The 12,780-nt window shown below is 68.9% G+C and carries 12 protein-coding genes; 5 read left to right on the top strand and 7 right to left on the bottom strand.

Annotated elements, in window-relative coordinates; all coding sequences use genetic code 11:
* Positions 1 to 3 precede the first annotated feature (3 nt).
* The 4 genes from AB0M83_RS05885 to AB0M83_RS05900 all read right to left on the bottom strand — a co-directional run bounded on the left by AB0M83_RS05885 (position 4) and on the right by AB0M83_RS05900 (position 4,488).
* Positions 4 to 498 carry a GNAT family N-acetyltransferase gene (locus AB0M83_RS05885; protein ID WP_364513066.1) on the bottom strand — a complete coding sequence of 165 codons (495 nt, stop codon included), beginning with the start codon at positions 496 to 498 and terminating at the stop codon, positions 4 to 6.
* A complete protein-coding gene (gene ligA / locus AB0M83_RS05890; RefSeq protein ID WP_364513068.1) occupies positions 491 to 2,650 on the bottom strand; it encodes an NAD-dependent DNA ligase LigA in 2,160 nt (719 codons plus the stop codon). Before ligA ends, AB0M83_RS05885 begins: the two co-directional genes overlap by 8 nt.
* 11 nt (positions 2,651 to 2,661) lie before the next feature.
* Positions 2,662 to 3,366 (bottom strand): hypothetical protein, encoded by a 705-nt coding sequence (locus tag AB0M83_RS05895; protein ID WP_364513071.1) that lies wholly within the window; start codon positions 3,364 to 3,366, stop codon positions 2,662 to 2,664.
* An 84-nt stretch (positions 3,367 to 3,450) separates the two neighbouring features.
* Positions 3,451 to 4,488: a methionine synthase gene (locus tag AB0M83_RS05900; RefSeq protein WP_364513073.1), complete on the bottom strand. Its 1,038-nt coding sequence runs from the start codon at positions 4,486 to 4,488 to the stop codon at positions 3,451 to 3,453.
* Positions 4,489 to 4,609: 121 nt separating this feature from the next.
* Here AB0M83_RS05900 and AB0M83_RS05905 point away from each other — a divergent pair, with 121 nt between their 5' ends.
* The 5 genes from AB0M83_RS05905 (at position 4,610) to AB0M83_RS05925 (ending at position 9,036) form a co-directional block, all read left to right on the top strand.
* Positions 4,610 to 5,434, top strand: coding sequence for a phospholipid scramblase-related protein (locus AB0M83_RS05905; RefSeq protein WP_364513076.1), 825 nt, complete (start codon positions 4,610 to 4,612; stop codon positions 5,432 to 5,434).
* A gap of 104 nt (positions 5,435 to 5,538) precedes the next feature.
* A complete protein-coding gene (locus tag AB0M83_RS05910; RefSeq protein ID WP_364513079.1) occupies positions 5,539 to 6,582 on the top strand; it encodes an MBL fold metallo-hydrolase in 1,044 nt (347 codons plus the stop codon).
* 79 nt (positions 6,583 to 6,661) lie between these two features.
* Complete coding sequence (locus AB0M83_RS05915) at positions 6,662 to 7,063, top strand: GNAT family N-acetyltransferase (RefSeq protein WP_364513081.1); 402 nt, start codon at positions 6,662 to 6,664, stop codon at positions 7,061 to 7,063.
* A 10-nt stretch (positions 7,064 to 7,073) separates the two neighbouring features.
* Positions 7,074 to 7,526 carry a GNAT family N-acetyltransferase gene (locus AB0M83_RS05920; RefSeq protein WP_364513084.1) on the top strand — a complete coding sequence of 151 codons (453 nt, stop codon included), beginning with the start codon at positions 7,074 to 7,076 and terminating at the stop codon, positions 7,524 to 7,526.
* Between the two features lie 229 nt (positions 7,527 to 7,755).
* A complete protein-coding gene (locus AB0M83_RS05925) occupies positions 7,756 to 9,036 on the top strand; it encodes a DUF222 domain-containing protein (protein ID WP_364513086.1) in 1,281 nt (426 codons plus the stop codon).
* A gap of 7 nt (positions 9,037 to 9,043) precedes the next feature.
* On the opposite strand, the gene mnmA is transcribed toward AB0M83_RS05925, so the two are convergent.
* The 3 genes from mnmA to AB0M83_RS05940 all read right to left on the bottom strand — a co-directional run bounded on the left by mnmA (position 9,044) and on the right by AB0M83_RS05940 (position 12,768).
* Positions 9,044 to 10,135 (bottom strand): tRNA 2-thiouridine(34) synthase MnmA, encoded by a 1,092-nt coding sequence (mnmA, locus tag AB0M83_RS05930; protein WP_364513089.1) that lies wholly within the window; start codon positions 10,133 to 10,135, stop codon positions 9,044 to 9,046.
* Positions 10,136 to 10,139: 4 nt separating this feature from the next.
* Entirely contained in the window at positions 10,140 to 11,336 is a 1,197-nt protein-coding gene (locus tag AB0M83_RS05935; protein WP_364513092.1) for a cysteine desulfurase family protein, read from the bottom strand.
* Between the two features lie 64 nt (positions 11,337 to 11,400).
* Complete coding sequence (locus AB0M83_RS05940) at positions 11,401 to 12,768, bottom strand: MFS transporter (protein ID WP_364513095.1); 1,368 nt, start codon at positions 12,766 to 12,768, stop codon at positions 11,401 to 11,403.
* Positions 12,769 to 12,780 lie beyond the last annotated feature (12 nt).

Consider the following 12,780-nt stretch of genomic DNA (forward strand, 5'->3'; position numbering starts at 1 on the left):
GGGTCAGACGTCGATCTGGTAGGCGATCAGGCTGATGTGGGGGAACGGCCGCCAGTCCCGTTCGGCCAGGCGCGCGAACCCGAGACGCTCGTAGAGCCGGTGAGCGGAGTGCATCCGGTCGAGACTGCTGAGCACCACCTTGGGGACGCCCAGCTCCCGCGCACGGTCGAGCACGGCCCGCGTCAAGGCTTCGCCGACACCGCGACCACGTGCTGACGGCGCCACCGCGAGCATCCGGAACTCCAGCTCTCCCGGACGCGAAATCTCGGCGTATGGAGACCCCGGCTGCACGACGGTCACGGTCCCGAGCACCTCCCCCGCCGCATCGACGGCGACGAGCACCTCGGCCAGCTCGGCCCGGCTCGCGACGTCACGCAGCTTCGCGTCATAACCGACGTCGTCGGCCAAGTGACCATCGACGTCGTAGGCCCGAACCGTGACCTCGCCCGCCGCGGCGTACTCCTCGGGCCGCGGTGGCCGGATTTCGACATCACCCATCCGTCTCCCCAGACTCTTCTTCGGCGGTCTCGTCGCCGGCCGGCAGCGCCACCTCCTGCGCCGCCTCGGGCCCCCGCTCCAGCAGCACGCGGAAGCCTGCTTCGTCGAGCACCGGCACCTTGAGCTGCACGGCCTTGTCGTATTTCGAGCCAGGCGAGTCCCCGACGACGACGAACGACGTCTTCTTCGAGACCGACCCGGCGGCCTTGCCGCCACGGGCCATGATGACCTCCTTGGCTTCGTCGCGGGAGAAGCCGTCGAGCGACCCCGTCACCACGATCGACAGGCCTTCGAGGTTGCGCGGGACGGAATCGTCGCGTTCCTCCTCCATCCGCACGCCGGCGCGTCGCCACTTTTCGACGATCTCGCGGTGCCAGCCGACCTCGAACCACTCCCGCGTCGCGCGCGCGATGGTCGGGCCGACGCCGTCGACGTCCGCCAGCTCTTCCTCGGTCGCCTGCTCGATGGCTTCGATCGAGCCGAACTCGCGGGCCAGCGCCTGCGCCGCCGTCGGCCCCACGTGCCGAATCGACAAAGCGACCAGCACCTTCCACAGTGGCCGGTCCTTCGCCACGTCGAGGTTGGCGAGCAGCTTTCGCGCGTTCGCCGACAACTCGCCGGCCTTCGTGCGGAACAGCTCGACCTCGGCGAGGCTGTCCTCGTTCAGGTCGAAGACGTCACCCTCGTCGGCGACCACTCGCGCGTCGAGCAGCGCGACCGCGGCCTCGTACCCGAGGACCTCGATGTCGAAGGCGCCGCGCCCGGCCAAGCTGAAGAGGCGCTCACGCAGCTGCGCTCGGCAGAACCGGCTGTTCGGGCAGCGGATGTCCTTGTCGCCTTCCTTCTGGTAGGCGAGCTCGGTACCGCATTCCGGGCAATGGGTGGGCATGACGAACTCGCGTTCGTCGCCGGTGCGCGCGTCCACCACCGGCCCGAGGACCTCGGGGATGACGTCGCCGGCCTTCCGGATGACGATCCGGTCGCCGATGAGCACGCCCTTGCGCTTGACCTCCTCCTGGTTGTGGAGGGTGGCCCGCGCGACGGTCGACCCCGCGACCTTGACCGGCTCGGTGACCGCGAACGGCGTCACCCGTCCGGTCCGCCCGACGTTGACCTGGATGTCCAGCAGCGTCGTGATCGCTTCTTCCGGCGGGTACTTGTAGGCGATCGCCCACCGCGGCGCGCGCGACGTCGTGCCCAGCCGCCGCTGCAGCGCCACCCGGTCGACCTTGATGACCACGCCGTCGATTTCGTGCTCGGCGTCGTGCCGGTGCTCACCCCAGTAGGTGATGTGCTCGGTGAGCTCCTCGGCGGACGTCAGGACCTTGCTGTGGGGCGACACCGGCAGCCCCCACGCGGCCAGCGCGTCGTACGCCTCCGACTGACGCTGCGGTTCGAAGCCCTCGCGCTTGCCGAGGCCGTGGCAGATCAGCCGCAGCCGGCGCTCGCGCGTGATCTTCGGGTCCTTCTGCCGCAGCGACCCGGCCGCGGTGTTGCGCGGATTCGCGTAGGGCGGCTTGCCCGCTTCGACCATCTTCGCGTTCAGCTCGAGGAAGTCCTCGACGCGGAAGTAGACCTCGCCGCGCACCTCGACCAGGGCGGGAACCGGGAACTGGTCGGTGCTCGCGAGCGTCTCCGGCACCTGGTCGAGCGTGCGCATGTTCAGCGTCACGTCTTCTCCCGTGCGGCCGTCACCCCGGGTGAGCGCCCGGGTGAGGTGGCCGTTTTCGTACAGGAGGTTGATCGCGAGTCCGTCGATCTTCAGCTCGGCGAGGAACTCGGTGTGCCCGACCTCCTTCTCGACGCGCTCCACCCAGACGAGGAACTCGTCCTCGTCGAAGACGTTGTCGAGGCTGAGCATGCGCTCGAGGTGGTCGTACGCGGTGAACTCGGTCGAGAACGTGCCCCCGACGCGCTGGCTCGGCGATTCGGGGGTGACCAGCGCCGGGTGCTGCTCCTCGATCCGCTCCAGCTCACCGAGCAGCTCGTCGAACTGCCCGTCGGAGATGATCGGCGAGTCCAGGACGTAGTAGCGGAACTGGTGGTTGCGCAGTTCCTCCGCGAGGGCGCCGTGGCGCTCGCGCACGTCGGCCGGGACGTCGGTGACGTCCTCCGCGGTGATCTGCTCCTGGGGGAGTTCGGTGCTGCTCACAGGTGGTGAGCCTAGTCGGCGGCACCGACAATTTCGTCCGGTCCGGCGTCCAGCCCGCGGACCAGTTCACGGAACTCCAGAAGGGTGATCGCGCCCGCCGGTTCGGCCGCCGCGGTCTCCACGCGCCGTAGTCGTTCGGCGGCGAGCCGTTCACCCAATGTCGCGTCGAGCGGCAAGAACGTCATGGTCTGCCGGGCGGCCTCGTCGAGGCCTTCGAAGCCCGGGTGGAAGACGGCGACGTCGACCACGCGCTCGTCCTCGTCGACCTGCGCGACGACCCGGACGTCGGCCAGCGCGATCCGGTGCTCCCCGAGGGTGACGGTGACCTCCGTCGGATCGGGCACGGGCGGGACCGAGTCGTGGTACTCCCAGATCGCGTCTTCCGGCGGCGCGGCGGCCCGCCACGCGTCGGTGAACGGACGCAGCTCCGGGTCCTCCTGGCCGGTCACGACCAGGGCGTAGATCGCCCGACGACCACGTTCGAGCGAAAAGTGCAGCCGTGGGTGCAGCGCCTCGACGAGCTGGCAGAGCTCGTGCTCGACCCGGTGCGGCTCACCTTCGCCGAGGGCAGCGCTGACCATCGGGAGCAGGTCGTACCAACTGCGCCAGAACGCCTCCGCGGCCGCCGCCGGGTCCTCCGGCACGTGCTGCTCGGGCCACGCGGTGCGCGGGTCGGGCGGATCGGCGTCGGTGCTCTTGCGGCGGAACAGGCGCATGGCTACAGGTGGTCCTCGTTCGGTCGGCTACCCCGCCACGCTACTGGCCGGGCCGGGTGGACGTCGGCGAGTCGCCGGATTCCGTCACCAGCCTTCCGGGGGCTCCACGAAGGCCTTACCGAGATCACGCGTCAGCGCCAGGACGCGCCGCATCCAGTCGGGTGTGGCACCGGCGAGACCACAGGCCGGGGTCGGCACCGCGCGTTCGGCGAGAACGCTGCGGTTGAAGCCGAGCCGGTCGGCCAGCCGGAACGCCGGCTCACCGATGTCCTTCAGGCTTGGCGGCGACGCGGGCTCCGTCGTCGGCACCGCGCCCAGGAACAGCGTCGCCCCGCCGTCCCAGACTTCGCCGATTTCGTCGAGGAACGCGGCGGACGCGCCACCGAGCGCGGCGAGGTCGAAGGCCAAAGCGTCGGCACCGGCTTCGCGCAGCAGGCCGAGCGGCGGCTTCGCGGCGCAGCAGTGCAGGATCACCGGCTGCCCTGTGATCGCCTTCGCGCCGTCGATCACCGTCGAGAGCAGGTCACGTGCCTCCGGCTCCGGCACAGCGGCGACGTTCCCGTAGCCGGACGGCGTCGACAGGCCGCCGGCCAGCACCGCGGGCAGCGACGGCTCGTCGAACTGGACGACCACGGGTGCGCCGGTCCTGGCCTGAACCTCTGCGACATGCCCGGCGAGGCCGTCCAGCAGGGAGGCCGTGAAGTCCCGCAAGGCGCCATGGTCGGTGAGCACTCGGTGACCTCGGGGCAGCTCGATCCCGGCACCGAGGGTCCACGGGCCGGCCAGCTGGACCTTGAAGACCGGCGGGGTGGCTCCGGCCTTCTCCCGCGCTTCCTGCAAAGCGTCGAGATCCCAGCGGAGCAGGTCGACGGCTCGGCGGTGCTCGTGTCCCGGCCGCGGGGCGACGCGGTAGCCGCTCGGCACGACGTCGACGGCCAGGTCGACCAGCAGCGCGGCGGTCCGGCCGAGCATGTCGGCACCGACGCCGCGGGCCGGCAGTTCCGGCAGGTGCGGGAAGTCCGGGAGCTCGCCGAACACGATCGCCGCCGCCTCCGCGGCGTCCGTGCCCGGCATCGAGCCGATCGCCGTCGCGGCACCGCTGGGCCAAACTCGCTCATTCACGACCACCGATTCTGGTCGACCACCTGATGGCAGCGCCGACCGGGCCGCCCGGAGACAGACATACGCCGCATTTGCCTTTACCGGCACCGTGGCGGGGCCCGCGCGGATAAGCTCACCCGCCATGACGAGTTCGCCACCGCAACCGGGCTGGTATCCCGACGCGCGGGATGCCCGTCTGCACCGTTGGTGGGACGGCCGGGCCTGGACAGCCAACACGCGACCGGCCGACCAGGCACCACCACCGAGCGACTCCGAGCTGATCGAGCTAGACATCGAGCGGTCCCACGACCCGGCACGGGTCCAAGACCAGGTCAATCGCGCGACCCGCGGCCGCGGTGCCGCGCACGCCGGTGGCGGGACGCTGTTCACCGAGCCGGTCCTGGTGGTCAACCAGCGCGCGAAGCTGATCGAGATGGCCAACGAGTTCGGCGTCTTCGACCAGCACGGCAATCGGCTCGGCGGAGTCGTCCAGGTCGGGCAAAGCACGTTGAAGAAGGCGATCCGCCTCCTGACCAACTACGACCAGTTCCTGACCCACAAGTTCGAGGTCCGGGACGCCAACCACAGCACCGTGCTCAAGGTGACCCGGCCCGCCAAGGTCTTCAAGTCGCGGTTCCTCGTCACCCGGGCCGACGAGACCCCGATCGGCGAGATCGTCCAGGAGAACGTCTTCGGGAAGATCCGCTTCGGCTTCGTCGTCGACGGCCACTCGGTGGGCGGCATCTTCGCCGAGAACTGGCGTGCCTGGAACTTCTCGATCCGCGACCACGCCGGCACCGAGGTCGCCCGGGTGACCAAGACGTGGGGCGGGTTCCTCAAAGCCGCCTTCACCACCGCCGACAACTACGTCGTCGAGATCCCCCGCCCCCTGCCTGATCCGCTCGCCAGCATGGTCGTCGCCGCGGCCCTCACGATCGACACCGCCCTGAAGCAAGACACCAACTGAGCAAGTGACCGGTGTCTCAGCTTCTCCCGGTGGACAGCGCGCCCGGCACGGCTCAGGGTGAATGGAGGCCGGGACATCGCAGTCTCGCCGGGACGGAGGTCACCGTGGAACCGTTGCCGGAAAGCAGCGACAGGAACTGGACCGAGCCCGGAATCTACGAGGTCTCGGCCGGTGTCTACCGGATCCCGTTGCCCCTGCCCAACGACGCTCTGCGCGCGGTCAACGTCTACGCGGTCACCGACGGCGAGAAGCTGGTCCTGGTCGACTCGGGCTGGGCGTTGAGCGTGGCGCGGCAACAGCTCGCGGACGCGCTCGGCGGCATCGGCGCGGAGCTCGCCGATGTCAGCGAGTTCCTGGTGACCCACGTGCACCGCGACCACTATTCGCAGGCTGTGGTCCTTCGTCGCGAATTCGGCTCGAAGATCGCCCTGGGCCAGGACGAGGAGCCATCGCTGAAGGCCTCCGGCAACCCTGACCGGATGCCGATGGAAGCTCAGATCGATCTGCTGGCCCAGGCCGGCGCCCGCGAAGTCGTCGAAGCCCTCGCCCGCGATTTCGGTACAGACCGGCGGCACACGGAGGCCGATCTCTGGGAAGCACCCGACGAGTGGCTGACTCCGGGACGGCGATCGATCCTGCCCGGCCGCGAGTTCGACGTCGTGGCCACTCCCGGTCACACGACCGGCCATGTCGTGTTCGTCGACGACACCGCCGATCTGCTGTTCTCCGGTGATCACGTGCTGCCGCACATCACGCCTTCGATCGGATTCCAGCCCGTGCCGGCCGAGTTGCCGCTCAACGACTTCATGGACTCGCTGCGCCTGGTGCGCGCGATGCCCGACCGCCGCATGCTGCCCGCCCACGGTCCGGTGTCCGAAAGCGTGCACACGCGGGTCGACGAACTGCTGGAACACCATCGGCAACGCCTCGAGACGATCGGTTCTCAGATCACAGCCGGCGCGAGCACCGCATTCGAGGCCGCACATCGGATCGGCTGGACCCGCCGCAACCGCAAACTGTCCGATATGGACTCGTTCAACCAGACGCTCGCCGTCCTGGAGACAGCGGCACATCTCGACCTGCTGGTATCGCAGGGCAAACTGGCCTCCCAGGTCGTCGACGGCGTCCGCCACTACACGGCACCCTGAGCGACCTCGCGGCCAGCACCGCGGGTAGTCACGTCGTCGCTGTCACGACGCTCGGCCAGCCTCCTGCATACTGGGTGAAATGGAAGTCATCAGGCGTGCCAGAGCGAGGGACATCGAGGCGCTCGTGCGCCTGTTCGGCGCACCGGGCGAGCCGCTGGCGGCCGCACTCCAAGAACTCATGACCACCCCGCACGTCACGCTGGTCGTCGCCGAGGACGACAACGGCGTCGCCGGTACCGCGCAGCTGACGGTGTTCCGAGGACTCGCCTGGGACGGCGCGACCCGCGGCTTGCTCGAGGGCATCCGCGCCGCGCGGCGTGGCGTCACCAGCGCACTCCTGACGTGGGGCATCGACGAAGCTCGTCGACGGGGCTGCAGCCGCCTCCACCTCGATTCCGGCCTGGCGCGCGTCGACCTGCGGGACTTCTACGCGCGCTTCGGCTTCGAGCAGAGCTATCAAGGGTTCACCCGAGCCCTGTGATACTGGCGCCGTGAACGACTACATCATCCGTAGGGCACGGCGCGAGGACATCGGCGCGATAGTGCGCATGCTGGCGGACGACCAGCTCGGCGCGGCCCGTGACGATCCCCGTGACCTCGGGCCCTACCTGCACGCTTTCGAGCAGATCGACGCAGATCCGAACCAGCTTCTGATCGTCGTGGTCTCCGAAGATGAACCGGTCGGGACATTGCAGCTGACGATCATTCCCGGCCTCGCCCGGCGCGGCGCCCTCCGCGGTCAGGTCGAGGCCGTCCGGATCCGGGCCGACCACCGCGGCTCGGGGCTCGGTGCCGACCTCATGCGCTGGGCGATCGACGAGTCGCGACGACGAGGATGTGCGCTCGTACAGCTCACGTCGGACGTCTCGAGGGCCGACGCACACCGGTTCTACGAGCGGCTCGGCTTCGTTCCGAGCCACACCGGCTTCAAGCTCAAGCTCTGAACTCTCACAGCATTGGCGTCCAACGATTTCTGGTTCATCCACATAGGACATAAGCTCGATCAGCCTCCTTCCGGAATCGGTGACGCACACGTCCGCGCACGCGAACCATCGCGAATCAATTCGCGTACGTCAAGTCACAGAGGGCGCGAACGGACCGTTCGCTCCCCTTTACCACCCATTCTTCTGAATCTCGGTGACATTTCCCGCGAGGCCTCGTACGGTCGAGCCCATGACACCTTCGCAACCGCTTCGCAAACTCGTCCCGCCCGGAGACTCCTCGACCATCTACGACAAGCTCCCATTCGTACTGAACACGGTCCGCGCTGACCCGGATGTGTTGCAACGCATGAAAGACGATCAGCTCGTCGAGTTGATCCGCGTCACCGATGCCGAGATTTCCAAGCTGCAAGCCCTTCAGCTACGGGCAATCGCGGACCTCAGCGTGCGCCGGAGACGGGCGCCCAGTACGGCTTCCGAGGTGGCGTTGGCACTGTCCATCACGGAACACCGAGCAGGCGCCATAGTTTCGGCGGCGAACGCGCTGATCGCCCGGCTCCCCCGCATGCTCAACCTCATGGACGACGGCCGGCTCGACCTCTATCGCGCCATGAAGGTCACCGATGCGACGGCATGGCTGTCCAGAGATCACGTACGCGTCGTCGATGCGACGCTCGAGGACCGCGTTCCGGGGCGGAATGCCACTCAGGTCCGCCGAGCTGCGGCCTACGCGGCCGCGAAAGTAGATCCGGAGGGTGCCGCGCAGCGCACCGAACGGAGCCTCGTCGAACGGCGGTTGGCGATGCACCACCAAGACACCGGCGTGACCAGTCTTTCGATCAACAACGCGCCGACCGAGAAAGCGACAGCGGCCTACGCCCGTATCGACCGGGCCGCTCGGGCGTTGAAGACTCCGGACGAGTCTCGGACGCTGGACCAGCTTCGAGCGGACATCGCCATGGACCTGCTGCTCAGCGGCATGGGCGGCCCGAGCGAGCGCACCGAAGTGTTCCTGCACGTCGACCTGGCGACGTACCTCGGCGTGAACGACTCCCCGGCCATCCTGGCCGGACGCGGGCCCATCGCGGCGTCAGTGGCCCGGCGCATCATCAGCGGCTCCGACACAACGCTCCGGCGAGTCCTCACCGATCCGCGTAGCGGCCAAGCGATCGAGCTGTCACCGACGCGGTATCCGCTGGACCCAGCGCACGACGAGTTCGTCCGGGTCCGGGATCGCGAGTGCCGGCAGCCCGGATGCACACGTCCTGCGCAGAACTGCGGGGTCGAGGCGACCCGGGCGCAAGGCGAGCCCGCAGAAGCCGCGGATCAGCCGGTCACGTACTGCTCGCGGCATCGCAAGCTGAAGGGCCAACCCGGTTGGAACTACGAAGTCACACCTGATGGCACGGTGCACGTCGCGACACCGGCGGGCCGGGCGCACTCGACGACACCGCCATCGATGCACGCCGGCCGAAGACGGACGAACCGCAGCCGCAAGAAGCCACGGCAATGACCGACGATCAGCGCGTGCCCGAGATCTTCGCGCTGCCCAGGACGATGTCCCCACCCTCGGCATCCGGCCGGTAGAGCACGACGACCTGGCCCGGGGCCACCCCGCGTAGCGGCTCGCGCAGATGCACCGTCATGGTGTCGGAGTCCACGTCGGCGACCGCGTCGACAATGCCTCCGTGGGCCCTGACCTGCACCACGCATTCGGTCGGCTCGGTCAACGGCTTACCGCTGGGCCAGATCGCGCGGTCGGCCTCGATCGTGTTGATCCCGAGTCCGGCGGCGGAACCGACCTTGACGGAACCGGAAACCGGTTCGAGGGACAGGACATATCGAGGACGGCCGTCAGGCGCCGGAGCTTCGATCCCGAGCCCCTTGCGCTGTCCGACGGTGAATCCGTGCACCCCGGTGTGCCGGCCGAGCACTGCGCCGGTCTCCGCGTCCACGAGTTCGCCGGGACGCTGCCCCAGCCGGTTCTCCAAGAACTTCTTGGTGTCACCGTCCGGGATGAAGCAGATGTCGTGGCTGTCCGGCTTGTTGGCGACGGACAATCCGCGGCGCTCTGCCTCCGCGCGCACATCGGTCTTCCAAGAGCCACCCAGAGGGAACATGGCGTGGCTGAGCTGCTCCGAGGTGAGGGAGGCGAGCACGTAGGACTGATCCTTGCCGCTGTCGGCACTACGACGTAGCTCGGGCACGCCAGCCTCCACGGAGAGGCGTGCGTAGTGTCCCGTCGCGACGGCGTCGAAGCCAAGCGCCATCGCCTTCTCGAGAAGAGCCTCGAACTTGATCTTCTCGTTGCAGGTGACGCACGGATTCGGTGTGCGTCCGGCGGCGTATTCCCCGACGAAGGTCTCGACGACCTCTTCGGTGAAGCGTTCCGCGAAATCCCAGATGTAGAACGGGATTCCGAGGATGTCGGCAGCCCGCCGGGCATCATGTGAGTCTTCGATCGTGCAGCAACCGCGTGACCCGGTCCGCAAGGTGCCGGGCTTGGCCGACAGCGCCAGGTGCACACCGACGACGTCGTGCCCGGCGTCGACCGCGCGCGCGGCGGCGACCGCCGAGTCCACTCCTCCGCTCATCGCGGCCAAAACCCGCATTGCGTTACACCTCTTGCTTCTGGGTCTGCTTGCGCATTCCGGCCAGGCCTGCCTGCCGGGCGCGCGTGACGACTCCGCCGATCTCGGCGGCGACCGCCTCGACGTCTGCGGCAGTGGATGTGTGACCGAGGGAGAAACGGAGAGAACCCCGAGCCGCCGCGGGGTCGGCGCCCATGGCGAGCAGCACATGGCTCGGCTGGGCGACGCCGGCTGTGCATGCGGACCCCGTCGAGCATTCGATGCCCTTGGCGTCGAGCAGCATCAGCAGGCTGTCGCCGGCGCAACCGGGAAATGTGAAGTGAGCATGGCTGGGCAGCCGCTCGCCGTCTCCGCCGTTGAGGATGGCGTCGGGTACTTCGCGCTGGATGACTTCGATGAGTCCATCGCGGAGCTCCTCCACGCGCTTTGCGTAATCGGCTCGGGTCTCGACGCTGGCTCGGACAGCGGCCGCGAACCCGACGATCGCCGGGACGTCGAGGGTGCCGGAGCGAACGCTGCGTTCCTGGCCTCCGCCGTGCAGAAGGGGCACGCACGTCACGTCACGGCCGAGCAGGAGCGCGCCCACGCCGAAGGGACCACCGAGCTTGTGTCCGGTCAGGGTGAGTGCGGCGGCGCCGCTGGCCGCGAAGTCGACCGGGACGGCGCCGACGGCCTGTACCGCGTCGGTGTGGAGCGGGATGTCGAACTCGGCGCTGACCGCGGCCAGCTCGGCGATCGGATTGATCGTCCCGACCTCGTTGTTGGCCCACATCACCGTCACCAACGCCACGGTGTCGGGATCCGCGGCAATGGCGGCGCGGAGGGTGTCGGGCGAGATGCGGCCCTGGCTGTCGACTTCCAGCAGCGTGATCTCGGCGCCGCAGTGGGATTCGAGCCATTCGACCGTGTCGAGGACAGCGTGGTGCTCCGCGGCGCCGACCAGGATGCGGCGACGCTGCTCCTGCTCGTCGTGGCGGGCCCAGAAGATGCCCTTGAGCGCGAGGTTGTCGCTCTCGGTGCCGCCGCCGGTGAAGATCACCTCGGAAGGCCGGGCGCCGAGGGCGTCGGCGATGGTTTCGCGGGCTTCCTCGACCATCCGCCGGGCGCGGCGGCCCGAGGAATGCAACGCGGAGGCGTTGCCCACGTTGGACAGCGCCTCGGTCATCGCCGCTACGGCTTCGGGCAACATCGGAGTGGTCGCCGCGTGGTCGAGATAGGTCATCGCTCCATCAGGGTAGTCCGCTCCACCGCGTGACGAAGCCCACCCTGGCCCTCGAAGTGGGCTGTCACACCTTCGACGGCCAGCGTCCGGTCAGCCGGGCCCCCAGCAGCGCGAGGGCCACCAAGGCCATCGTGAGCAGGGCCATCGCCGGCGACGGAGCGAAAACCGACCCCACCACGCCGAGCAGGACACCGCCCAGGCCGATGAGCAGCGCGGAGCCCACCCAGTCGCCCAGCTGCATCGCCGAGGTGTTGAAGCCGCGCTCACCCTCGGGTGAATAGCGGAGCAGAAGGACGGAGATCGCCGGCATCGCGATTCCCATACCGGCGCCCCCGACCGCGCAGGCTACGAAAGCGGTCCAGGCGGGGAACCAGGGCTGGGAGACGAGACCGAAACAAGCCAAACCTGCCGCGACCAGCAAGAACCCGGTGCGAAGCGATGCCTCCCTGGACCAGTTGAGGAACCGGCCCTGCACTGCCGAGGCCGCTGACCAACCCAACGCCGTGATGGTCAGCGGTAGCCCGGCCATGGCGGGGCTGTAGCCGTGGACCGCGCTCATCGTCAGAGGCAGGTACGCCTCCATCCCGGCGTACGCGCCGGCAATCAGGGCGCGGGATGCGACGACTGTCGGGAGGCCGGGACGGGATGACAGCGTCCCGGTCGGGAGCAGCGTCCGGAGGGCGTAACCCAGGGCGATAAGCCCGGCCGTGCCGTAGGCAAGGGCCAGGAGGGAGTGATGCTGGGCCGCCCATGTCAACGCCGCGACGCCTAGGGCCGCGACGATCGCCTGGATCACGCCCGCGCGGCGGCCGTTGGCGGAAGGGATGTGCGCAGGGAGGCGTCGGATGACCACCACCAACATCGCCACGCCGATGACCACCAGCGGGACGAGACCGAGGAAGACCCAGCGCCAGCCGATGCTGACCGTCACCACGCCGGCCAAGGACGGTCCGAGCACCGCCGGCAGGACCCAGGCGGCCGCGTTCGCCGCGTAGATCACCGGGCGCTCCTGGTCGGTGAACGTCAGCGCGATCAGGAGCGAGACCGAAACCAGGAGCAGTCCCGAACCGAAGCCTTGCAGGGCGCGACCGAGGAGGAACGTGAGCATCCCGCTCGCCGTCCCTGCGACGACCAGGCCCACCGCGAATAACACCGGTCCCGCCAGCAACGCCGGAGCCGGGCCGCGGCGGTCGCCGATCCGGCCCGACAGCACCGTCGCGACCACGCTGGAGATGAGGAAGATCGTGAATGGCCACGAGTACAGCGACAACCCGTGGAGGTCGGCCACCAGGGTCGGCATCGCCGTCGCGACGCCCATGTTCTCGAACGCGACCAACGTGACCACGAGCAGCAGCGCGATCGTGGTCAGGCGGTGTTCCGCGGTCCACAGCACGCTGCGGCGACGAGGTGCGGAGTCGAGCGTCGAGGCCATGATCGGCAGCGT

The sequence above is a fragment of the Amycolatopsis sp. NPDC051106 genome (assembly GCF_040682775.1).
Classification (GTDB): Bacteria; Actinomycetota; Actinomycetes; order Mycobacteriales; family Pseudonocardiaceae; genus Amycolatopsis.